We start from the raw sequence: 23,477 nt of genomic DNA, 5'->3' as shown, positions 1-23,477 counted from the left end.
CATTGAGATTTATTACAGCTTTGTCGGCAAGATTGACTTGCCCGAATAACCGCCCGACCTATCCGACACAATGGCCAAGTGTCGGATAGGAACGGCAAAATTTTTTGCACTTCTATTGCTTCTTTATCACACATAAGCAAACAGGCGGGGCTTGCCGCACGGCTTCAAGATGGACGAACAGCCCTGTGGTTCCTTCGAGATCAGTCCTGCGTTCTGGCCCAGTATCATCTTTTCCTCATGGCCCAGGCTGCGGAAGTATTTTTGGAAAAAGGCTGGCGGATGCTGGCCATAGTGGACAGTGACCCAGCAGTTTTGGAGCGAGAGAGCCCAGTGGGCGGTTGGCCGTTCCCGGTGTTGTGTGGAGACGAGGCGTTATTTCGGCGTTGGGGAATCGGTACAGCGGCCAGCGCTGAGGTACTGGGAGGTCCTCATGTTCAGGAGGCGATTGCCAGAGCGAAGAATGCCGGCTTTGTCCATGGTACCGACAGTGGTGATCCGCTGCGTCTACCAGCCGTTTTTGGAGTGGCTGAAGGTAAGATTGTCTATTGCCATTACGCTGCTACCGGAGAGGATCTCCCTGATCCTGCCGAGACTTTGAGCGCCCTTGCCTGAAGAACGGCATATGATAAGAGTGTGTGCTGCAAGGACACTCAAACAGACAGGCCGGACAGCCCTTTGGGGCTGTCCGGCCTGTCTGTTTCTGTTTTTTCAAAATCTACAAAATAACATGCAATCTACATTTATCTGAAATTATCTTTTTCTATGGACGATCCGTTGGAGCCTTTGCGTGAAGTTCTGAAATCCAAGCGATTCTCTGGCACTTGTAACACTCATGGTCGGAACTCACGCTTCATGACGTTTTCATAGTAGCGGATGAACTGGCAGGAGAGGATGAGGCGCTGCCGGAGGTTGCCATCCTCCAGATCCAGGTCCAGCAACTCCATGATCTTGTTGACTTTGTTGATGACGGTATTGCGATGCATATAGGTAGCGGCGGCGGTCTTGACCAGGTTGCGGTCATTGATGAGGTAGTAATAAAGCACGTCCCGCAGGCTGCTGTGGTGGTCTCGATCGTAGCGGGTCAGGTGTATGACCGCCGGGTGGATGAGATAGAGCACGTCGTCGTTGCCTTTGAACTCCATATACCGCTGGACGCACAGGTCGATGATGCAGTAGACGCTGTAATCCTCGTGAAAAAAGATACGCTCTTTGGGCGCATTGCGCAGAGCCTGTCCCAGAGTAGCTGTCCGCCGGGCCAGCAGGAACATGGAGCTCAGGGACTCCAGCTTTCGGGTCCCATTGCTCAGGGCCAGAAAACCGCCGTAGCGCTCCAGCAGGGCGGTGAGGGATGCCCGACCGGGCAGCTCAGGTCGGAAGGTACGCTGGGCATAGCTGAGCAGGATGACCACGTCTTTCCGGTAGACGGCGATGTTGGTGTTGGGAAAGATCTCCCGGAGCCGGGCCAGCAGATAGTTATACGGGATACCACTGCTGCCATCAAAGGTGATGACGCCGACCTGGACAAAGGCGTCCACCGGGTAGGGCATATGGGAGAGGGCGTCTCGGATGTCCGCCGTCCCGGTGAGCCGCTGCTCCACAATGTCTGCCCAGCATTGCTGAAACAGCTTGGAGCTGGAGCCCAGCCGATCCAGGTCCTGGGAGAGAAGCCGACGACAGAGGATGTCAGCGGAACAGGTGCAAAGAGCCTGTAAGTCGGTACACACCGCTTGACGGCGGCTTTCGATCAGAATCATGCCCGTAGGGGCTCCATCGCAGGAGAAGGCGCAGCCGTAGATCCGGAGCTCGGTGCCCGGCACGTCCCAGAAGCTGCTCCCGTCCGCCCCGGCAGTGGAGAAGATGGCCTCAACAGTCTGAGCGGTGAGGGCGCCGGTGGCTGCCGTCTGGCTGGCCAGATAGGTGCTCTGGGCCATGCCGTCCCCTGCCACCACCCGGCCAGTCTGGTCCAATAGCAGGGTGGGAAAGCCGGCCAGCCGGGCGGTGAGGGCGACCGTGGCGTGGAGACCGCCTCCGTGATCGGTAAGGGCCTGGAACTCCTGCCGCCAGGCGGCGATACGACCGGTGTATTCGGACAGGGTGTTGTAAAGCTTAGGCATGGAGCAAGCAAAGAGTACCAGGGTACAGCCTTCCGGCGGCTCCGGCGGAAGCGGGGCGTCCACGGCGCCAGTGAGAAAGACCACAGTCCCCGGCTGAGGAACCGCGCGCGCCAGCACTTCGCTGGATGAGGACAAGTCCCCCAGGTAGAGGTGGTCAGCGAGCAGGAGCTTCTGGTCATAGAGCAACTCTGTCTGGGCGGGACAGAGGTCCCGTCCTGGCGCCAGGGTGGCTCTCACCACAAAGGGGGAGAGCTGCCGGAGCAAAAAACGCAGACTGAACATGGTTGCCTCCTCACTGACGGCAATGCGGACCGGACATGGACCGCCGTCTTATCTGGGTGCACACATTATATACAAAAGTTGTTGTATTTGCATAGGAATTGCGGAAAGAAAAAAAGAGCCATTGTAAAAAGTGTGCAGTCAGCACATTGAAAAACAGGCGCAATGTACGCTTGGTACAGAAAAAGCGGCAGAACGAGGGCCACCCTTGCGGGGGATGGCGAGGATGTGCTATGTTCAGGGTGAACTTGTTCGATACATCACTGCGGCCGCCAGAGGAACTCTGGCGGGGAAGGAGACAGAGCCATGACAGAGCGAGTCAAGCGTATGAAGGAGAGCCTGCGGGTCAATAAATACCCGCTGTGCGTGGAGCAGTTCCGGCTGGCCAACGAATCCCTGGACATGACCGTGGGCGAGCCCATGCTCCTGCGGCGCTCCAAGCTCCACGCCCATGTGCTGGATAACATCACCATCTTCATTGAGCCCGACGACCTGCTGTGCGGCTCCGGCGCCAGCAAGCCCTTCGGCCTGGAGATGCAGTATGAGTACGGCGTGTGGACCAAGGACGAGGTGGAATCCCTCAAAAGTGAGATCTACGACATCAGCCCCGAGGACGAGGAGGAGCTCTACCGGCTCAACGAGCGCTTCGCCGGCAACGCCCTGAACACCAACCTGGTGGAGGCCATGGGCAAGAGTCTGGGCGAGAATGAACGGCTCTGGCCCTTTATGAAGTCGGGGGCTATCCTGCCCCCCTGGAAGGACAAGAAGGGCGGCTCTGGCGGCGGCTTCGCCATGAGCGGCTATGGCCTGGGCCCCGGCTTCTCCCTGGTATGTGTGGACTTCGCCAAGATCCTCAACGAGGGCGCCCGGAGCGTCATCGAGGAGGCCAAGGAGTGTCTGAAGGAGCTGCGCTATGACTCGGCTGACGCCATCGAAAAGCGCAACTATTGGGAGGGCGTGGTCATCGTCTTCGAGGCGTGGGTTCGCTTTGCGGGCCGCTACGCCGACCTGGCCGAGCAGATGGCTCAGGAGGAGACCGATCCCACACGGAAGGCCGAGCTGCTGGAGATGGCCCGCATCTGCCGCAAAGTGCCCTATGAGCCCGCCGAGACCTTCCGGGAGGCCATGCAGTCCTTCTGGTTCACCTTCCTCATGGTCTGCCCCTCTCCTACCTCCACCGCCGGTCGCTTCGACCAGTACATGTACCCCTTCTACAAGAAGGACATCGAGTCTGGCGTCATCACCGACGACGAGGTGCTGGAGTTGCTGGAGATCATGCGCTGCAAGGTCATGAAGATCAATCGGGTCTCCGGCAAGGCCAACCGGGCCAAGAACGCCGGCATGGCCAAGTGGTATAACTGGACCATTGGCGGGCAGAAGGCCGACGGCTCCGACGCGACCAACGAACTGAGCTATCTACTGCTGGAGGCGGCGAAAGAGACCCATCTCCCCCACCACACCGTTACCGTCCGGGTCCACGAGGGCACACCGGAGAAGCTGATGCTCAAGGCACTGGAGTGTGTCAAGAGCGGCATCGGTATGCCGGCCTTCGTCTCCGACCAGTCCTACATCAACTTCTTTACTGCTCAGCGGGAGACCAACCGACTCACCGTGGAGGAGGCCCGGGACTGGTGCTGCACCGGCTGCGTGGACGGCAACGTGCCGGCCATCACCCGCACCCAGGTGGTGGTGTTCTTCATCATTCCCCAGGCCATGGACATCGCCATGCACAACGGCTTCTGCCGCTACACCAACGAGATGGTGGGAAAGCCCCTGGGCGACGTGACCGGGATGACCGACTTTGAGACCTTCAAGGCCGCTGTTTATGATGAGATCCGCTACCTCATGAGCATGGGCAACGAGCGCATCAACGTGGAGATGATCGCCGAGAAGGAGCTCTTCCCCGATGTCTTCCGCTCCGCCCTCATGAAGGACGGCGTCAAAGAGGGCAAGGATATGTTTTCCCGCCGCTTCAAGTTTGAAAACGGCTCCTGTATGGGGGCCGTGGGCGGCGTCAACGCCGGCAATGCCCTCTATGCCATCAAGAAGCTGGTCTTCGATGAGAAGAAGTACACCATGGCGCAGCTCCTGGAGGCTCTGGACGCCGATTGGGTGGGCCACGAGGACATGCAGAAGGACTTCAAAGCTGTGCCCAAGTATGGCAACGCCATCAAGGAGGTGGACGACCTGGTGGCTGAGGTCTACCAGCTTTACGCCGACACCTGCATGAGCCTGCCCAGCGCCTACGGAGACAGCCTCAAGCCCAACGCCATCTCCATCTCCGCCCACCAGCCCGGCGGCGCGGTCACCGGCGCTACCGCCGATGGCCGGAAGGGCGGCGAGATCCTGGCTGACGCCTCCCTCTCCCCCGATCACGGCCAGGATGTGTGCGGCCCGCTGGCCGTCTTCCGCAGCGCCATGGAGGTCAACCAAGACCCCTATCAGGGTACCCTGATGAACATGAAGTTTCACCCCTCCAACATGAAGACCGAGGAGGACCTGCATAAGCTGGGCGCCATGATTAAGACCTATCTCACCCACGGCGGCAAGCATGTCCAGTTCAATATTGTGGACCGGGCCGAAATGGAGGACGCCAAGGTCCACCCCGAGGAGCACCCCGAGCTAGTGGTCCGTGTGGCTGGATACAGCGCCTACTTCACCCGCCTGCCTGAGTCTATCCAGAACGAAGTCATCGAGCGGACGTCCCAGAATCTGTAAACGTGGATCGCGCCGGGCCCGAGTGCCGGGTTTGGCCACGAGAAAAGAAAGAGAGGTAACGGAATATGGCATTGTGGCTTTGCATCGCAGCCATCATCATCTCGATCTTCCTGGGCTGGAAATTCAAGTTCAATACGGGTATCATCGCCATCGGTTTTGCCTTCCTCATTGGCATCTGCGTGATGGGGATGAAGGCATCGGAGGTCATTGCCTTCTGGCCCACCACCATCGTGTTCTATCTGCTGTCCATTGCGCTCTTCTTTAACTACGCAACAGAAAACGGCACTATGAATGTGCTGGGCCAGAAGCTCCTCCACGCTATGGGCGGTAACGCCAAGCTAGTCCCCTTCGCCGTGGCCGCCGTCTCGGCCATCGTGGGAGGCCTGGGCGCCGGCGCCTCTACGCCCGCCATTGTGGGTCCATTCGCTTTCGTCATGGCCGCCACCGCAGGCGTCAATCCCGTCCTTACGGCTGTGGCCATCACCTTTGGCAATCTAGTGGGTTCCAACAACCCCTACAACGGCTACGGTGGTACCATCTCCAAGAACCTGATTATTGCCAATGGTATCGACGAGATCACCACCATGGACTGGTCCCTGAAGATCTGGTTTAACTGCTGCATCATCACCATCCTGGTCATTGTGATCTTCTACTTTGCGCTAAAGGGGCACAAGGCATCCAAGGTCTCTATGGGGCAGAAGCCCCCCGCCTTTGATCCCGTCCAGAAGAAGACGGTGGTCCTGCTGCTGCTGGCTTTCTTCCTCATGGTGGTGCCTCCTATTCTCAATACGTGGATTCCCGGTGTGCCGTTCCTCTCCACCCTCAATCAGATCTGCCAGCCTCAGGTCATCATGATGTTGGGCGCCATTGCCTGTGCCGTGCTGAAGCTAGGCGATGAAAAGACCGTCATCCGCAAGATTCCCATTAGCACCATCGTTATGATTGTGGGTGTGTACTCCCTCATCAAGGTGGCTGCTGCGGCTGGTCTGGTGGAGTTCATCTCCGGCGTTCTGGCTGAGTCCATCCCCGCTTTCCTGGTGCCTGCGGCGGTCATCTTCTTTGCGGCCTTCCTGAGTTTCTTCTCCAGTTCTACCTCCACCGTCATGCCGCTGATGTACCCCATGGTACCCACACTGGCCGCCAGCCTGAGCCTGAACCCCATCATGCTTTACACCTGTATCTTCTTCGGCGGTCTGGCGACTGCCTGCTCTCCCTTCTCTACGGGCGGTGCCGTGTGTATTGCTGCCAACCCCTATGAGGACCAGAAGGAACTGCTGTCCAATAAGATGATTGTCGTGGCCCTTGTCGTGCCCGTTATCACGATTGTCGCAGCCACACTGGGACTCTTCAGCTTCTTCGGAGTGTAAAAGGGCACGATGTCGAGCCGAAAGTGAAAATGTCCCCGGAGACCATATGGTCTCCGGGGACATTTTCTGTCCTTATTCATTGGGCCGTGCATCATCTGGCAGATAGCAGGCCAGCAGCCGCCGGACAAATTTCCGGGTGGCAGTGGCCAGGTCATAGGAGCCGTTGCAGGTACACCAGTTGTAAACCAGGCCACGGGTGGCGATCATAAGATACTCAGCGATCTCCTCGGCACTGTCGTCACTTGACAAGGCACCCTCATCCAGCCCCTGCTGGAGGATGCCGATCAGCACCCCCACCATGCCCTGATGGGGGTCCCGGCTGAAGAAGGTGTTGTCCGGATTGTAGAGCAGCTTGGTCATCCGCATGTCAGTGAGGTCGCTGGAATAGTGGGCGTAGTAATCAAAGAAGGCCATGATCCGCTCCAGTACTGTCCCCTGGGAGAGCAGAGGGGCCACCGTCTCGGTGAAGTAGTGGTCGGCGATGCGGTAGGTCTCGTAAAAGACCTCCATCTTGGTGGAATAGTAGTTATAAAATGTGCCGATGGACACCTGGGCCCGGGCCACGATATCTCGGATGGTGATGTCGTCAAAGTCCTTCTCTGTCAGGAGTTCAACGGCGGCAATAAAAAGATTGTCCTTTGTCTGCTCTGCCTGGAGCTGGCGCTTGCTTTTGTTTTCCGCATCCATGCGGCTCACCTCAGTTCCCCAATATTTCTGCTACTATGGATTATACCGGAAAAATGGAAACACTGCAAGCGCCGCGATTCAGCACGGACGCACAATATCCGACCCATGAAAATGGCTGAAGTGCACAAAAATGAACAGATTCACCCTGCACTATTGACGGATGTGACGAGCGGTGATACACTTGGTGTGAACATATTCAGTGAACGAGTTCATTACATAAACCGGGAGGTAAAAGTATGGCAAAGTTCATTACTGCGCAGGAAGCGGCAAAACTGATCCCCGACGGGGCGACAGTGGGTCTGGCCGGCATGGGGCTTTCCGGCTGGCCCGAGGAGGTGGCCTGTGCCATCCGGGACAGCTTCAAGGAGACAGGCCATCCACGGGACCTGAACCTGAAGCAGGGCAGCGCCATGGGCGACTGGGGCTATGGTAACCAGTTCAACGGCTGGGATAAGAACCGCCGTCCTGATGGCCCCGATACCGAGCATGGCAGCCGTGGTGTGACTCGGTTCGGTGAAGCCGGCGAAGGTCTTATCACCCGCTGGTCCGGCGCCCATATTGGTTCCGCCTTCTCTCTCAACGAGCTGGTCAGGCAGAACAAGATCCAGTGTCACTGCCTGCCCCAGGGTGTCATCGTCAACCTCTGGCGGGAGATCGCCGCCGGACGTCCCGGCCTGCTGACGAAGGTGGGTCTGGGCACCTTTGTAGATCCTCGGCTTGAGGGCGGCAAGATGAATTCCGCCACCACTGACGAGCTGGTGGAGCTGGTGGAGTTCCAGGGCGAGGAGTACCTCTTCTACAAGAGCTTCCCCGTCCATGTGGCGCTGCTCCGGGGCACCACTGCCGATGAGAACGGAAACATCACCTTTGAGCACGAGAGTGTGCTCAATGAGGGACTGGCCGTGGCCATGGCCGCCAAAAACAGCGGCGGCATCGTCATTGTCCAGGTGGAGTACGTCACCAAATCCGGGACCATGAATCCCCACGATGTGAAGATCCCCGGTATCCTGGTAGACTATGTCGTCCAGGCCACCGATCCCATGGCCTGCTGGCAGGCCGAGGGCGTCTATTTTGAGCCTGCTTTCTCCGGCCAGGTCCGCAAGCCGGTGGACGCTCTGCCCAAGCTGCCCCTCGGTGACCGGAAGGTCATCTGCCGCCGCTGTGCCATGGAGCTCAAGGTGGGCAGCGTCACCAATCTGGGAGTAGGCATCCCCGCCGACGTGGCCTCCGTCGTAGCCGAGGAGGGATTTGTAGACGCCATCACCCTCACCGCCGAGACCGGCGCTGTGGGCGGCGTCCCTGCCGCGCTGCCGAACTTCGGCAGCAGCTACAACGCCCAGTGTACCATGCTTCACAACGACATGTTCGATATGATCGATGGCGGTGGACTGGACATCACCGTACTGGGTCTGGCTCAGGCCGACGAGGCCGGCAACCTGAACGTCTCCAAGTTCGGCACCCGGCTCACTGGTCCCGGCGGCTTCATCAACATCACCCAGAGCGCCAAGAAGGTCGTCTTCTGCGGCAACTTCATGGCCAAGAGCAAAATCAAGGTTGAGGATGGGAAGCTGGTCATCGTGGAGGAAGGCAAGGCGAAGAAGTTCATCAAAGAGGTGGAGCAAATCACCTTCTCCGGCAAGTACGCCCGGCCCGATCAGACCATTCTTTATGTCACTGAGCGGTGTGTCTTCCAGCTTATCAACGGGAAGATGACCCTCATTGAGATCGCCCCCGGCATCGACCTGGAGCAGGATGTGCTGGCCCATATGGACTTCGTGCCCGAGATCTCCCCTGACCTCAAGACGATGGACGCCGGGATCTTCCAGGAGACCTGGGGCGGCTTGGCACAGGTCCTGGAGCATTAAAAACCAGAGCAAACGCCCAATAGAGACATGATCCCAGTGGATTGGGATATTAAATGATTAGGAGGAACTGAACATGAATCCTTTCTTCAATGAAGACCATGAGTCCATCCGCGAGATGGCCCGCGACTTCGCCGAAAAGGCGCTGGCTCCCATCGCCGCTGATATTGACAAAAACGAGCACTTCCCTGAGGAAGTGGTGAAGCAGATGGCCGACCTGGGCTTCCTGGGGCTGAAGATCCCCGAGGCGTACGGCGGCCTGGGCCTGGACATGCGCAGCTACGTCTGCGTCATGGAGGAGATCGCCAAGAAGTGCGCCACCGCTACCCTGTTCATCTCCTCTGCCAACTCCCTGTCCACCGCCCCTATCGTCATTTCCGGCACCGAGGAGCAGAAGCAGCGCTATCTGCCCGGCGTGGCCTCCGGCGAGGAGTACATCGCCTTCGGTCTCACTGAGCCCAACGCCGGCTCGGATGCCGCCAGCATGACCACCCGTGCGGTGGAGGATGGCGACTTCTACATCCTCAATGGCCGCAAGTGCTTCATCACCATGGCCCCCATCTCCAAGTACACCATCGTTTACGCAAAGACCAACCCGGAGAAGGGCGCTAAGGGTATCTCCTGCTTCATGGTGGATATGTCCCTGCCCGGGGTCTCCTGCGGCCGCCACGAGGAGAAGATGGGCCAGAGGGGCGTGCCGGTGAGCGACGTGGTCCTGGAGGACGTCCGGGTACCCAAGGAGTGCATGATCGGCGAGAAGGATCTGGGCTTCATCAACGCCATGAAGACCCTGTCGGTGGGCCGCATCGGCGTGGCGTCCATGTGCCTGGGCATGGCTGCCGAGGCCATTGAACTGGCCGTCAACCACACCAAGAACCGCGTCCAGTTCGGCAAGCCCCTGTGCAAGCATCAGGCCATCGCCTTTATGCTGGCCGACATGGAGACCAAGCTCAATGCTGCCCGGGGCCTGGTTTACAACGCCGCCTGGCTCATGGACAACAAGCAGCCTGCCGATAAGGCTGCCTCTATGGCCAAGTACTTTGCCGCTGAGGCCGCCATTGACATCATCAACAAGTCTCTCCAGCTCCACGGCGGCTACGGCTACTCCCGTGAGTACGAGATCGAGCGGCTCTACCGTGACGTCCGCGTCTGTTCCATCTACGAGGGTTCCTCTCAGGTGCAGCAGATCGTGATCTCCGGCCAGATGCTCAAGTGATCTGATGTGATCCCAGGGGGAGCGCCGGGACGGCGCTCCCCCTGGTCTGTATATGCCTGAACATCGGACTGTCCGAAGGTCCTGCCGCCGGACAAATGAGGAAAGAAGAGAGGAAGCGAGTTCATGAAGAAAAGCACCCCTGCCCAGTGGGCGATCCGCATTGGCATTTATATCATCGGCCTGTTCTGCCTGGCTCTGGGCGTGGCCTTTGCCGTCAACTCCAACCTGGGCGTCTCCCCAGTGACCTCCCTGCCCTATGTGGTCAGCCTGATCTCCGGTACCGCCTTGAGCACCTGTGTCATCCTCGTCTATGGCAGCTATATCCTGCTCCAGGTTCTTATTCTGCGGAAGGAGTTCCGCATCATCAACCTGACTCAGATCATCTTTTCGGCCATCTTTGGCTATTTTACCGATTTCACCAAGTGGCTGCTGGGAGACTTCACTCTGCCTACCTATGCCGGACAGCTGGCCATGCTGGCCATCAGCATCGTGGTGGTGGCGCTGGGCGTTTTCCTCTATATTGAGGTGGATCTGGTCCCCATGCCTATGGAGGGACTCACCCTTTCCATCGCCAAAAAGGTGGGCAAGCCCTTCCACAGTGTGAAGGTCGTGGTGGACTGCACCGCCGTAGCCGTCGGCATTCTTCTCTCTTTCCTCTTTTTCCACCGCTTGGAGGGTATCCGGGAGGGGACCATCATCACCGCCATTGTGGTGGGCAAGGTAGTGGCCGTCTTCAAAAAACATCTCCAGAGCAAAGTCCAGAAGCTCTGCTTCGGTGCGGCAGGCCCTGTGCCCCAGGAGGTCCTCGAAATGGAGGAGCTGGAGGGCATGGAGCCTGAGAAATAAGGCCATGGAACTGAGGGAATATTTGGAGCAGGTGGATGCGGCCTATGAGACCCTGTCTGGCGGGGTTCTGGAGGAGCGGCTGCTGTTCCTGGTCGACGACTGTCGGCAGACATATGGTCAGGAGAGCGCCCCCTACGCTTCCCTGCTGGGGGAGCTGGGGGCCTACTGCCGGGGTCAGGGCCGCTATGAGGAGTCAGAGACCTATTTCCGGCAGGCGCTGGAGCTGCTGGAGCGGACAGCGGGAAAAGAGAGCGTCGCTTATGCCACCGCCTTGGGCAATCTGGCCAGCGTTCACCGCTTTGCTGGCCAATGTGCCGACGCCGAGCGGGAATATGCTGCCTGCCTGGCCCTCTACCGGCGCACCGTGGGCACCGGGGACGTGCTCTATGCCGCCGGACTTAACGGTCTGAGTATGGTCTACCTGGACCAGAACCTGCTTTTACAGGCCGCCCGGCTCCAGACACGGGCGGCGGAGATCCTGGAGGGTCTGCCTCAGTGTCGGGACGAGTTGGCCGTCTCTTTGTGCAATCTGGGCCTGCTGCTGCGGCAGATGGGGCGGCTTCGGGAGGCGGAGGAGAAGCTGAGCCGGTCTGTCGCCCTCTTTGAGGGAGAACTGGGCACCAACACCCCACACTACCACGCCGCCCTCAACGGCCTGGGTGCGGTGGACTATTCCGCCGGTCGCTACCGGCAGGCCCAGAGCCGCTTCCGTCAGGCTGCCCAGGCGGCAGAACGGCTTTACGGGCCGGACCATTGGGAGTGTCGAGTGGCCCGGGAGCATATGGAGCTGGCCCGCCGGTCCGCCGAGGCTGGGCGGCAGCGGAGGAGCGGATGAAGGGCCTGGAGCTGGCCCGCCGCTACTGGCTGGAGATGGGGGAGCCCGCCCTGACCGCCGCCTGTCCCAAGGCCATGGAACGGGCGGCTGTGGGCCTTGTGGGAGAGGGTTCTGAGTGTCTGGGCTATGACGACGCCCTCTCCCAGGACCACGACTGGGGCCCGGGATTCTGTATCTGGCTGGAGGAGGAGGATATGGCCTGCTGGGGCCGGGCGCTCCAGGCGGCCTACGACGCCCTCCCGAAAACCTTCCTTGGCTTTGCCCGCCTGCGGGAAGACCCTCTGAGCGCCGGACGGGTTGGGGTGATGGAGGTCTCCGCCTTCTACCGCCGCTTCCTGGGGCTGGACGGGCCGCCGGAGGGGAATCGGCAGTGGTTCTTCCTCTCCGATCAGGCCCTCTCGGTGTGTACTGACGGCGCTGTCTTTCGGGATGGCGCCGGAAGCTTCACTGCCTTTCGATCGGCTTTGCTGGACTACTACCCGGAGGAGGTCCGGCGGAAAAAGCTCTCAGCCCGGTGTGCTCTTATGGCCCAGGCGGGGCAGTACAACTATCCCAGATGTCTCCGACGGGGGGATCGGGTGGCCGCATTCCGGGCATTGGGGGAGTTCGTGGAGCATGCCCAGGCGGCGATCTTCCTCCTCAACCGGCGGTACCGCCCCTACTACAAGTGGGCCCATCGGGCGCTTACCGATCTGCCCCTGCTGGGCCGGGAGGCCGGAACCTGTTTCGAGGAGCTGGTCCGGGCTGACACGGCGTTGGGGGCGGAGGAGGTGGAGCGCCTCTGTGCCCAGGTGGCTGCCGTTTTGGAGGACCAAGGGCTATGCCCCAATACAAGTGAATTTTTGCTGGATCAGGCTCGACACATCCAGGAAAACCTCTCCGACCCCTGGCTTCGGAGCCTTCCGTTGATGCTGACGGGCATATAGAAAGGAATGAGCGCCATGCCGCAGGATGCGATCAGACATTTGGTGGACCTGGAGTGGGCTTTCTTCCAGAATACCCGAAACGAGGGAGGACGGGCTCCCTGTCAGGATGACCGGGAGACCTTTTATGTTATGCGTACCGGCCAAGCCATGGGCTGGTCGGAGAAAATGGTGGCGGCCTGGACCGCCGATCTGGAGCGGGCCGGGGCGGAGGGACGCAATCCGGTGATGGAGAAATATGCCCGGATGATGGCCTTTACCGCCCCGGAGTCCTACTCTGCCATGGAGCATCTGCTCCCGGCCCTGGAGCCGGAGACGGAGAAGCTGGCCAGAGAACTCACCGATCAGACGGTGGCCTGGGCTGAGGCGGCCCGGGTTCGGTTCCCCTATGTGTGCGCCAGCGGCCGACCCATCCGGTCCGATGAGGACAGCCCCTACGTCACCTCCCTGGAGACCTACTGTTATGGGGAGCTCCTCACCGCCAGCCGAGAGACGCTGGAGCTCTTTCAGCGGTACTATGCGGCCAAAGCGGAGCGGGGGGAGAACCTCTATATCGAGATCCAGACCCACACTGCAAGGCTGCTTGGCTATGGCAGTCTTGAGGAGGCCGAGCGGGTCCTCTGTGCCAACACCCGCTCCTGCTGCCACCACGATCCCATGACCGCCGGCTGAAACGGCAAAACACAAGCCCCATTCCCGCCATGAATCGACGGGAATGGGGCTTGTGCTCTGTGATACATTCAGCGGACCGGCCTGATCCATTTCCTGGTGAAAAAGCGGGCCGTACATAGAAAAGTCTTAAGAATGAAGTCGATATGAAGGCACGCGAAGATCCAGAAGGCCCCCCAGCCCCACACCAGGCCGGCGGCGTACCCCAGGGGTACCGAGGCGCACCAGAGAAAGATGATGTCGGCCACCATGAGAAAGCGGGTGTCGCCACCCCCGCGGAGGACACCCTTGGTGGTGATGTAGGCCATGGTCTGGAAGGGGGTGAGGAGGGCCATAGCCAGCATCTGTTCCATAGCCACGGCCTGGGTGACTGCGGTGATTTCGTAGAAATTCACCAGAAGTGGGCTGATGAGCCAGATGACCCCGCCGGCGGCTACGCCCAGGATGGTGCCCAGAGCCAGGAAAGTAACTCCCTGGCGGTAGGCCCGTTCCGTGTCGCCGGCGCCCAGGGTGTTGCCGGTGATGACGCCGCTGGCGTTGCCGACCCCCTGGATAATCACATTGGTCAGGCGGAAGGCCACCATGGTGATGGCGTTGGCAGCCACAAAGGCAGAGCCCACCCGGCCCATAATCATGGCCAGAGCGGTGTTGCCCACCCCCAGCAGGGAGTCGCTGACCACCACTGGCAGGCTGAAGCGGCAGAATGCTGGCAGATAGGACTTGCAGGGCAAAAGAAGGTCCCGCATTCGGTAGCCAATCTGTTTTTCCCGGAAGAAGAAATAACCGCAGAAGATAGCGGCCTCAGCCAGGCGGGCGATGAGAGTACCTACGGCGGCGCCGGCAATCTCCATCCGGGGGGCGCCCAGCTCGCCGAAAATAAAGATCCAGTTGAAGAAGACGTTGAGGAAAAAGACCAGAATGGAAGTAAAGAGGGGCAGCCGCACCGAGCCCACGCTCCGCAGCACCAGGGTCAGCGTGAGGGAGATGCCGTAGAAGGGGTAGGTATAGGCCAGGAAGGTGAAGTAACGCACCCCTTCCCGGATGACATCAGGGTCGTCCGGGGCGAAGAGCCACATGAGCCGGTCCGGAATGAAGATAGCCAAGGCCATAACGATAAGACCAATGACGGTGATGAGCCGGAGCATGATGGTGACCACCCGCCGCAGGGAGCCCTGGTCCCGACGTCCCCAATATTGGGCCGTCATGACGGCGGTGCCGCTGCCCACCCCCATGCAGAAGATGTGGAAGAGGTTGGTGATCTGGTTGGCTAGAGAGGAGGCCGAGATCTGGGCTTCACCCAGCTTGGCCAGCATGACCGTGTCCATCAGATTGACTCCGATGGTGATGGCGCTTTGAAGGACCACCGGGACGCCGATGCGCAGCATGGTGCGGTAAAAGTTTTTGTCACGGACAAAGATGGCCATACCGGCCTCCCTTCTGCCGCGGGGCCAGGCTCAATCCTCCACCAGAGCGGAGGTGGGCGGGCTCTTCCGCTTCCGGCCATAGATGTCATCCCGCTTGAGATATTTCTGGATATACTCCACCACCAGGCAGGAGAACATGAGCCGCTGGCGGATGGTACTGGAATCCAGGTCCTCTCCGATGATGGATTCGATCTTCTCGATCTTGTGTTGGAGGGTATTCCGATGAAAGAAGAGGGCCCGGGCGGTCTGGGTCAGGTTGCGGTCATTGTTCAGATAGGTAAAAAGGACCTGAAAGAGGTTGGTGCCGTTTTTACTGTCATAGGCCACCAGGGTAATGACCCCAGGATGGCAGAGATAGACTGGATCGCCCCCGTGGAGGGCCTTGCAGTTGTCCACGCACAGGCCCACGATCTGGTACATGCTGTAATCCTCGAAGCGGTAGATGCGTTGCTTCGGGTCAGGGCAGAAGACCTTGGCGTACTGGATGGTCCCCTTGGTCTGGGGATACAGGCTCCGCAGGGAGCTCAGCCACCGGGTGAAGTTGCCGATGCAGGCCCGGGCGTCATAGCGCTCCAGCAACTGCTGAAAGGCGTCGTGGTCGAACATGGGCTCGGAGTAATGCCGGGGCTTCCAGGCCAGGATGACGATGTCTCCCTTGTAGGTGGTGATGACGCAGCTGGGGAAGATACGTTCCAGTTCTCGCATGAGCTGGCCCATGTGGGCAGGCCCGGTGTAGGCTCCCAGCTCAACGACCAGGCAGTGGTAGTATTTTTTGAGGTGGACCGGCAGCTGCTTGAGCCGGGAAATCAGCTGTTCTGATTCGGTGAGTCGGCCCTCGATGAGGTCGGCGATCAGGCTGCTCAAAGCGTTGCTGGTCTCATATTTCTCATGGTTGTAGCGCAGCACAAAACGCTCCACCCAGCGTTGAAAACGCTCGGCTGCCTCCTGAGCGGCGGGGTCGCAGACCCCGTCGGGCAGGAGGATAAGATGGTGGGCCACCACCTGGGATTTGTACTGTATGGCGTAGATTCGGGCTCGCCAGAGACTGTTCATTCCCTCCAGAGGGAACCAGTCTTCGCTGGAGCTGGCGCGGGCCTGCCGCAGGGTGTTGAGGTCTTCCAGGGAGAGGTAGGTCTGCTCCTCCATCCGAGCGATGAAAGGCACCGCCGGCACCGGCCCTGGACTGGAGCAGAGCAGCTTGCACCCGGCATCCAGCAGACAGGAGTAGCCCCTCAGCTTTTTGGCGCCGCACTCCAGCAGGGCGGGCAGATCGGGGTGGGCGTAGAGGTGACGACTCATGCTCTGGTACCAGGTGGTGTCGTCGGCACTGACCTTGTAGAGCAGATTGCACAGAGCTGCCAGGGACAGGGAGGTGACAATGAGGTTGAGGTCATCCCGGTTCTGGTAGGCGGTGAGGGCGGGACTGCCGCCGGCCAGGACGAAGGTGGGACAGCAGTTTCCGGCCACAAGGCTGTCGGCGGCCAGAATAAAGGTATCCGGTGTACCCAGATAAAGCAGCCGGGGCAGGGTGACCGGCTGGCCGTCCAGCACATAGAGCTGGGTGAAGCTGCGCTCGGGAAGGAAATGGACCCAACGCTCGGTGGTATAGGGCGTCAGGACCTGGAGCAGCTGATGGATACTGAGCATTCCGCTCACCGCCTTTCTGTTGGATCACGGCGTGAAGCCGCGTTATACCTGGGTGACTCGGACCCAGCCCTCCTCCTGCCAGTCCATGCGGCAGGGGAAGCCCTCCTCCTGCTGGAGACGCTGGAGGTAGGCGATGACCGGCCGGGCCGACTCACGGGTCGTAAGGGGCACCGGGGCCCCTGCGTGGTCGATGTAACAGGGGACATAGCCGGACTCGGCTACCCCCGCTCTGGTCAGGACCAGCTTGGCCAGCATGGTGTTACGGCTGTCCGGGTTGAAGGGGTAGTAGGGCATGGTCATATCTGGTTCAAAGCCAAAGAGCTTTTTCCGGCTGGCGATCCAGGCCAGCCGCTCTGGGCTGTCGTTGCCGGCGGTGGGGGTGAGGGCGTGGGTGACACAGACAAAGTTGCCCAGGTTGTGGTAGATGGGTTTGCCCCGGTAGACCTCGATGCCCCGGAGGATGTGGGCGTGGTGACCGATGACGGCGTCTGCGCCGGCGTCGATGGCGGCGTGGGCGAGGGGGACCTCATACATCTGGACGATGCTGTCCAGGTGGACCATCCCCTTGTGAAGGGCCACCAGCAGAATGTCGCATTGGGGCCGCAGAGCGGCGATGTCGGCTTGCATCTCTCTCAAAGACTCCGGCTCGGGAAAGGTGTAGATGGTGGCAGGCAGGCCGGGGGTAGCCCGGGGAGAGGGCTCATGGTGGGTGAGGATATTCACATAGGACACCCCGGCCTTCTGGGAGGTAGCCCAGCCCTCCCGCGGCCCCACAGCGTTGTAAGCCAGCACGGCCACGGTGACGCCTTTTCGGGTGACCACAGCGGGGGCCTTGGCCTCAGCAAGGGTACGACCGCTGCCGGTGACGGCGATGCCTCGGGCCCTTAGATGCTCAATGGTGTCCACGATGCCGGGGACGCCGTTGTCATGGGCGTGGTTGCCGGCGGTGGTGCACAGGTTGAAGCCGCAGGGCACCAGAGCGTCCAGATTAGCCGGGGCGGCGGGGGGCGCCGGGATGTCGGTGCTGTTGGCCTCGCCCCGGTCGGTATGGGGCACCTCGATCTGACCCAGGACAAAGTCGCCCCCCGCCAACAGGTCGCGGGAGGGAGCAAAAAAGGAGTGGGGATCGGGTTCGTCAATAATGATGTCGCCGGTGGCATACAGTACAGCGCAGCTGTCCATGATGGCCTCCTTTTATCGGAGATGAACATTTGAATGAACATATTTTATTGTAGCATATGTGGTGGAAATTTGCCATAGTCTGTAAAAGAATGTGCAATATGCGCAAAGAACAGAGAAGAAAAGAGAAAAAATGCCCGTCTGCTCCGGGGGACGGAGCGGGGCGGGATGACAACAATGGAAAAAAGGAGCGGAGGCCTGTGCACTATGCACAGGGGTCTGAATGGGAAAAGCGACAAAATGAACGTACCCAGAAGAAAAAACATTGTATAAAATATGGGTGCAATAGAGCGGGATGCCCTCTGTTATCCATCTGAGAGGAGGTGGCGCGGATATGCCCGGTGCGTGAGAGAGGCCGGGAAACTGAGAGAGATCCGCAGAGAAAAGGGAAAATCATAAAGAGGAAGGTGTGTTATCTATGTTAGCAGCGATCGGTTTCATAATGGTCATCGTCATGGTGGCGCTGATTATCTGGGGTAAGGTCGCCCTGCCCCCCGTCCTGATCCTTCTGTCCACCGCAACTGTCATTGTGCTCAGCCTGGTGGGCGCCCTGCCCGACGTGGTGGGTCCGCTCCAGATTCTGAACGCCCTGAAGGGCTACATCGGCACCGGCGCCAACAGCGTGCTTAACACGGTGGTGCTCTTTACCTTCGCCATCGTCTACTTCAACATCCTCAGCGACGCCGGCATGTTCGACATGATCGTGGGCGCCGTTATGAGGCGCATGGGCAACAGCGTCACTGCCATTCTGCTGATGACCGTCTTCCTGACCGCCATCTCCCACCTGGACGGCTCCGGCGCCACCACCTGGCTCATCACTGCCCCCACCATGCTCCCCCTCTACAAGAAAATGCGGGTGAGCCCTGTCGTGCTGCTGGGCCTCATCGCTCTCTGGTCTGGTGTGGAAAACATGCTGCCCTGGACCTCCGCCCTGGCCCGCGTCTCCGCCTCCACTGGCGTAGACCCCTATGAGCTGTGGAATCAACTGCTGCCCCTCCAGATCGTGGGCTTCGTCATCCTCCTCATCGCCTGCTTCGTCCTGGGCAAGATCCTCAAGAAGAAGGGCTGCGGTATGACTGACGAGGAGTTCAATGCCATCAAGTCCGGTATGGGTAAGCAGGAGGACGCTGTGCTCAAGGTGAGCAAGACCGTGCTCTACATCGATATGGCGATGACTGTGGTTATGGTTATCCTGATGCTCATGGGCTGGATGAACACCAATGTGGCCTTCATGATCTTCCTCTCCTTCGCTCTGCTGCTCAACTGCCGCGGCTCCAAGGAGATGACCGCTCAGATCAAGAAGCACGGCGCCAACGCCCTCAACATGGTCATGATCCTCTTCTCCATCGGCATGCTGGTAGGCGTCATGAAGGACACCGGTATGATGAATGCCATGACCGAGACCCTGGTGGGTCTGGTGCCCGAATCCATGGGCGGTCACCTGAGCTTCATTATCGGCCTGCTGGCTGTGCCTCTGTCCATGGTGGTGGGCTCCGACTCCCTCTACATGATTATGGCGCCCATCTTCGGCAGCATGGTAGAGACCTTCGGCGGCACCATGATGAGCGCTGCTGCCGCCACCACCATTGGCGCCTGTATTGCCGTCAACCTGTGCATGGTGGCGCCCACTCCTTATCTGGCTCTGGGCCTGTGCGGCGTGGAGATGAAGGAGAATTTGAAGTATATGTTCATCCCCACCTGGATTTTGAGCATTGTTATGGTCATTGCCGCCGGCATCACCGGCGCTGTGCCCTTCTGATCCCGGTCTGACCTGAACCAGATACCATCACATCTCTGCCCCGGCGGATACCGGACCGGCCAACGGGTCCGGCCCGTCGGAGCAGGCCCGTTCAGTATATAAAAAAGGAAGTGACTGTCTCATGAGCATCCGCGACTGCGCCATGCAGAGCAAGGCCTTTGCCGCGCTGAAGGATGTCTACGACCACCGCGACGCGGAGGCGGCCAAGTGGCGCGCCGCTGGGAAGAAGGTCATCGGTGAGTTGGGCTGTGACGTGCCTGACGAGCTTATCATGGCCGGCGGTATGCTGCCCGTCCAGATTTGTGCCGACCCCAACCGCCCTCTGGTGGAGACCGACAAATACCTGGAGTATGCCTTTGATCCGGCGGTCCGGGCCCAGTTCGAGAAAATCGTGGACGGGACCTACTACGACCAGCTTGACGCTCTGGCCATCTCCAACAGCACCGATGTCATCATCCGGGTCTTCCTCTATCTGCGGGAGATCCATCGGGTGGAGCCTGAGAAGAAGGTTCCCCCGGTGGCCTTCATCGACTGGCTCTTTACCCGCCACCGCATCCACCAGACCAGGGACGAGTTCGTCATTGAACTCTTCCGGCAGCAGGTGGAGGAGTGGGCCGGTCGGAGCATCTCCGATGAGGAGATCCGCGCCGCCGCCCGAATCTGCAACGAGAACCGTCAGGCCCTGCGGGAAATGGCCTGGCTCCGCCACGGTGCTGAGGTCCGCATTGGCGGGTCCGAGGCCCTGGTCATCATCGGCGCGGGGCTCTTTATGGATCGGGCGGAGCACACCAGACTGGTCCGTCAGGTCACTGAGGACGCCAGAAGCTGGCCCGTGCTGGCCGGTCCACGGGTATTTTACACGGGCGCCAACCAGGAGGACACCGTCCTCTATGAGAAGATGGAGGCTGCCGGCCTGGTGGTGGTGGGCGAGGACACCGACTGGGGCGACCGGTTCTATGACCGGGACTTCAACCTGGATTACCCGGTGATCCGCGCCATTGTGGACCGCTATCTCCTCCGGGAGTTCTCCGCCAAGAAGTCCACGCCCGCCCAGCGCAAGGAGGCACTGGACCGGGAGGTGGACGCTGTGAACGCCCAGGGCGTGGTCTTCTACACCAACCAGTACGACGAGGTGGCCACCTGGGATATGCCCAAGCAGTGCAAGAGCCTGGAGAGTCGTGGCATCAAGCACATTACCTTCGGGCGCATGCTCTGGCCCGTGGCCAAAAATGAGGACTTGGATGACAAGCTGGCAGGCTTTGCGGCTGAGCTGAAAGGAGGTGTCCGGTAATGGCGGAGGAAAAGAAAGCCCCCGGCTCCCGTTCCACCGTGGTCAAGAAGCTCAAGGCCACCAAGACGGTGAGCGTCTATCAGAAGGAGTGGTTCTTCGCCATGAAGGACCGGGTGGAGAAGGAGCAGTGCGACTTCGCCATCCTCAATGCTGACGTGCCTATGGAGATCTTCAGGGCCATGGACATCCCCTTTGTGGTCAACCAGTGGTGGGCCGCTATCTGCGGAGCCAAGCGGATGACCAAGAAATATTTCGGCCTCATGCAGGCAAACGGCTATCGGCCCGACCTCAATAGCTATGACGCTCAGGCCCTGGCCGAGAGCTTTGACCCCGATGACCACAAGGTGGATGCCGAGGGCAACCCCATGGGTCCCTGGGGCGGTCTGCCCAAGCCGACGCTCTGCGTGACCCGCCTGACCGGCGACGCCCAGAACAAGATCTTCGGCCTGCTGGCCGAGAACTATGACGCCGAGCTCTACACCATCGAGAATACCCAGGCCCGGATGACCCCCCTCAACTGGTACGAGCTGGCCCCTGACCGCTGGGAGGAACTCTACGACACAGACCGCATCGACCTGGCCGTGGAGGAGCTCAAGGAGCTCATCCGCTACCTGGAGATGAAGACGGGCAAGATGTTCGACATGAACAAGCTCCAGGAGGTCATGGACCTCATCAACGAGCAGGAGGGCTGGTACCGGAAGCTTCGGGACCTGATCGCCCAGTGTCACCCCGTCCCCGTCACCGTGGTGGATACCATCAACGCCGTGATGCAGGCACAGTGGCAGCGGGGCACCCGCTGGGCCGCCGATCACGCCAAAAGCCTCTACGAGGAGGTCAAGGCTTTGGCCGACAAGGGCGAGGCCGCCGTGCCCAACGAGAAGCTGCGCATGATGTGGCTGGGCAGGGGTATGTGGCAGGATTTCGCCTTTTATCAGCGTTTTGAGGAGAAGTACGGCGCCGTCTTCATGTGGTCCATGTACCTGGCCATGGGCGCCGACGCCTACATCCGCAACCATGTGGAGGAGGACCCCCTCCGTGCCCTGGCGGCTCGCTTTATCGGTATGGAGGATTTTCTCCACATGCCTCCCTGGAACTCCAGCTGGTTCCTTCAGCAGGCCCGGCAGAACGATATCGACGGCGTGGTCTATATGATCCCTGAAAACGATATGCAGGCCGTGGAGGGCAGCTACTTCATCAAAAAGGTCCTGGAGGACGCGGGCATCCCTGTCTTGGCCTTCCACGCCGACCCTGTCAACCCCAGAAAGTGGAACGCCGAGACCATGACCGGCCTGGTGGAGGATTTCATTGAGAAGCGCGTCATTCCGAGTAAGGAAAGTAAGCAGCAGAAGTGACGATCAGATAAGGAGGAATCGATTATGGCTTGTAAAGGACCTCTCTCCGGATATCGTATCCTGGATATGACTCAGTTTGAGTCCGATACTGTGTGTACCGAGACCCTGGCCTGGCTGGGCGCCGAGGTGCTCAAGGTGGAGCGCCCCGGAAAGGGTGAGCTGGGACGCTATTCCCAGGCGGAGCCCGGTGTGGACAGCTACGGCTTCCTGGTCATGAACATGAATAAGAAATCCATCACCTGCAATGCCAAGGCTCCCGAGGGGCTGGCTCTGCTGGAGAGTCTGCTGGCCAAGTGCGACGTGGTGGTGGAGAACATGGGCCCCGGTTCCATGGATCACCTGGGCCTCACCTATGAGCATTGCAAGGAGATCAATCCCAAGATCATCTATGCCTCCCTGAAGGGCTTTGCCCAGAGCGGTCCCTATGCCGATTACCCCGCCTTTGACCCCATTGCTACACACACCGGCGTCATGGTCTCCGCCACCGGCACACCGGAGCAGCCCATCAAGTGCGGCATTTCCGTGGCCGACTCCGGCACCGGCATTATGCTGGCCACCAGCATCATTGCCGCCCTTCTCCAGCGCGAGCGGGAGGGCATCGGCCAGCGGGTGGACGTGGCCATGCAGGATTTCATGATCGGCCTGAGCCGGTCCCAGTGGGAGCCCTATCTCAACAACGGCAAGCCCAACCGCCGCGTGGCCAACGGCATGCCCCTGGAGGATGTGGCCCCCTCTGACACCTATCCCTGCAAACCGTTCGGACCCAATGACTATGTGCACATTTACTGCTCCCGCCACCCCGGCAGCAAGCAGTGGGATAATCTGTGCGATGTCATTGGCCGGCCTGACCTGAAACAGGACGTCTGCCCCGAGATGGCCACGCCCCGCAGCCGCTACGAGCACCGGGATATCTGCGACAGCGCCATCAAGGACTGGCTGAAGAACTACGACAAGATCACCGCCATGGATATCCTGTGCAAGGCCGATATCCCTGCCGGTGCGCTGCTGGACTGTGCCGACATCACCAATGATCCACAGTACCTGGAGCGGGGCATGATCGTGGAGGTGGAGCATCCTCAGCGGGGCAAAGTAAAGCTGCCTGGCTTCGCTCCCAAGCTCAGTGAGAACCACGTCGAATATGAGTGCAGTCCTGCACTGGGCGGCAGCAACGATGAGGTCTACGGCGGCCTCCTGGGGCTCTCCGCCGAGGAGCTGGAACAGCTCAAGGAGAAGAAGGTCATCTGATTCTTCCGTACAAATAAGATAATAAGAGGCGCGTCCGACTGTCATTGACAGCCGGACGCGCCTT

18 protein-coding genes are annotated in these 23,477 nt (G+C 59.9%); 13 read left to right on the top strand and 5 right to left on the bottom strand.

Going from position 1 to position 23,477, the window contains the following annotated elements; genetic code table 11:
• Window positions 1–78: 78 nt before the first annotated feature.
• Window positions 79–612: a hypothetical protein gene (locus Q0Y09_RS05965; protein ID WP_297719059.1), complete on the top strand. Its 534-nt coding sequence runs from the start codon at window positions 79–81 to the stop codon at window positions 610–612.
• A gap of 218 nt (window positions 613–830) precedes the next feature.
• Here Q0Y09_RS05965 and Q0Y09_RS05960 read toward each other — a convergent pair whose 3' ends face one another.
• Window positions 831–2,396, bottom strand: coding sequence for a helix-turn-helix domain-containing protein (locus Q0Y09_RS05960; protein WP_297719056.1), 1,566 nt, complete (start codon window positions 2,394–2,396; stop codon window positions 831–833).
• Between the two features lie 303 nt (window positions 2,397–2,699).
• On the opposite strand from Q0Y09_RS05960, the gene Q0Y09_RS05955 reads away from it, so the two are divergent.
• Window positions 2,700–5,111, top strand: coding sequence for a pyruvate formate lyase family protein (locus tag Q0Y09_RS05955; RefSeq protein ID WP_297719053.1), 2,412 nt, complete (start codon window positions 2,700–2,702; stop codon window positions 5,109–5,111).
• A 65-nt stretch (window positions 5,112–5,176) separates the two neighbouring features.
• Window positions 5,177–6,478 (top strand): SLC13 family permease, encoded by a 1,302-nt coding sequence (locus Q0Y09_RS05950; RefSeq protein ID WP_297719050.1) that lies wholly within the window; start codon window positions 5,177–5,179, stop codon window positions 6,476–6,478.
• A gap of 72 nt (window positions 6,479–6,550) precedes the next feature.
• Here the strand turns inward: Q0Y09_RS05950 and Q0Y09_RS05945 are convergent, their stop codons facing one another.
• Complete coding sequence (locus tag Q0Y09_RS05945; RefSeq protein WP_297719046.1) at window positions 6,551–7,165, bottom strand: TetR/AcrR family transcriptional regulator; 615 nt, start codon at window positions 7,163–7,165, stop codon at window positions 6,551–6,553.
• Window positions 7,166–7,401: 236 nt separating this feature from the next.
• Between Q0Y09_RS05945 and Q0Y09_RS05940 the strand changes: the two genes are divergently transcribed.
• The 6 genes from Q0Y09_RS05940 to Q0Y09_RS05915 all read left to right on the top strand — a co-directional run bounded on the left by Q0Y09_RS05940 (window position 7,402) and on the right by Q0Y09_RS05915 (window position 13,519).
• Window positions 7,402–9,030 carry an acyl CoA:acetate/3-ketoacid CoA transferase gene (locus tag Q0Y09_RS05940; protein ID WP_297719043.1) on the top strand — a complete coding sequence of 543 codons (1,629 nt, stop codon included), beginning with the start codon at window positions 7,402–7,404 and terminating at the stop codon, window positions 9,028–9,030.
• A gap of 73 nt (window positions 9,031–9,103) precedes the next feature.
• Window positions 9,104–10,243, top strand: a complete 1,140-nt coding sequence (locus Q0Y09_RS05935) for an acyl-CoA dehydrogenase family protein (RefSeq protein WP_297719041.1) — start codon at window positions 9,104–9,106, stop codon at window positions 10,241–10,243.
• A 123-nt stretch (window positions 10,244–10,366) separates the two neighbouring features.
• The gene (locus Q0Y09_RS05930; RefSeq protein ID WP_297719037.1) at window positions 10,367–11,089 is read left to right on the top strand and encodes a DUF6198 family protein; all 723 of its coding nucleotides are present in this window, start codon (window positions 10,367–10,369) and stop codon (window positions 11,087–11,089) included.
• Between the two features lie 4 nt (window positions 11,090–11,093).
• Entirely contained in the window at window positions 11,094–11,924 is an 831-nt protein-coding gene (locus Q0Y09_RS05925) for a tetratricopeptide repeat protein (protein ID WP_297719034.1), read from the top strand.
• Window positions 11,921–12,850, top strand: coding sequence for a DUF4037 domain-containing protein (locus Q0Y09_RS05920; RefSeq protein ID WP_297719031.1), 930 nt, complete (start codon window positions 11,921–11,923; stop codon window positions 12,848–12,850). The genes Q0Y09_RS05925 and Q0Y09_RS05920 overlap by 4 nt, the downstream gene beginning before the upstream one ends.
• Window positions 12,851–12,865: 15 nt before the next feature.
• Window positions 12,866–13,519 carry a DUF4125 family protein gene (locus Q0Y09_RS05915; protein WP_297719028.1) on the top strand — a complete coding sequence of 218 codons (654 nt, stop codon included), beginning with the start codon at window positions 12,866–12,868 and terminating at the stop codon, window positions 13,517–13,519.
• A 68-nt stretch (window positions 13,520–13,587) separates the two neighbouring features.
• Here Q0Y09_RS05915 and Q0Y09_RS05910 read toward each other — a convergent pair whose 3' ends face one another.
• From Q0Y09_RS05910 to Q0Y09_RS05900, 3 genes are read right to left on the bottom strand one after another with little or no spacing between them, the layout of a single operon-like run.
• Window positions 13,588–14,940, bottom strand: a complete 1,353-nt coding sequence (locus Q0Y09_RS05910) for an MATE family efflux transporter (RefSeq protein WP_297719025.1) — start codon at window positions 14,938–14,940, stop codon at window positions 13,588–13,590.
• Window positions 14,941–14,970: 30 nt separating this feature from the next.
• Window positions 14,971–16,587, bottom strand: a complete 1,617-nt coding sequence (locus Q0Y09_RS05905) for a helix-turn-helix domain-containing protein (protein ID WP_297719022.1) — start codon at window positions 16,585–16,587, stop codon at window positions 14,971–14,973.
• A 42-nt stretch (window positions 16,588–16,629) separates the two neighbouring features.
• Window positions 16,630–17,769, bottom strand: a complete 1,140-nt coding sequence (locus Q0Y09_RS05900) for a CapA family protein (RefSeq protein WP_297719020.1) — start codon at window positions 17,767–17,769, stop codon at window positions 16,630–16,632.
• A 415-nt stretch (window positions 17,770–18,184) separates the two neighbouring features.
• Between Q0Y09_RS05900 and Q0Y09_RS05895 the strand changes: the two genes are divergently transcribed.
• The 4 genes from Q0Y09_RS05895 (at window position 18,185) to Q0Y09_RS05880 (ending at window position 23,413) form a co-directional block, all read left to right on the top strand.
• Window positions 18,185–19,525 (top strand): SLC13 family permease, encoded by a 1,341-nt coding sequence (locus tag Q0Y09_RS05895; RefSeq protein ID WP_297719017.1) that lies wholly within the window; start codon window positions 18,185–18,187, stop codon window positions 19,523–19,525.
• A gap of 121 nt (window positions 19,526–19,646) precedes the next feature.
• Window positions 19,647–20,816: a 2-hydroxyacyl-CoA dehydratase subunit D gene (locus Q0Y09_RS05890; RefSeq protein ID WP_297719014.1), complete on the top strand. Its 1,170-nt coding sequence runs from the start codon at window positions 19,647–19,649 to the stop codon at window positions 20,814–20,816.
• Window positions 20,816–22,168, top strand: a complete 1,353-nt coding sequence (locus tag Q0Y09_RS05885) for a 2-hydroxyacyl-CoA dehydratase family protein (RefSeq protein WP_297719013.1) — start codon at window positions 20,816–20,818, stop codon at window positions 22,166–22,168. The genes Q0Y09_RS05890 and Q0Y09_RS05885 overlap by 1 nt, the downstream gene beginning before the upstream one ends.
• A 24-nt stretch (window positions 22,169–22,192) precedes the next feature.
• The gene (locus Q0Y09_RS05880) at window positions 22,193–23,413 is read left to right on the top strand and encodes a CaiB/BaiF CoA-transferase family protein (RefSeq protein ID WP_297719010.1); all 1,221 of its coding nucleotides are present in this window, start codon (window positions 22,193–22,195) and stop codon (window positions 23,411–23,413) included.
• The last annotated feature ends 64 nt before the right edge of the window (window positions 23,414–23,477 follow it).

The sequence above is a fragment of the Intestinimonas sp. genome (assembly GCF_026169115.1).
Taxonomy (GTDB): Bacteria; Bacillota; Clostridia; order Oscillospirales; family Oscillospiraceae; genus Intestinimonas.
The sequence above is the reverse complement of the archived record's forward strand: the minus strand, read 5'-3'. Positions and strand labels throughout refer to the sequence as shown.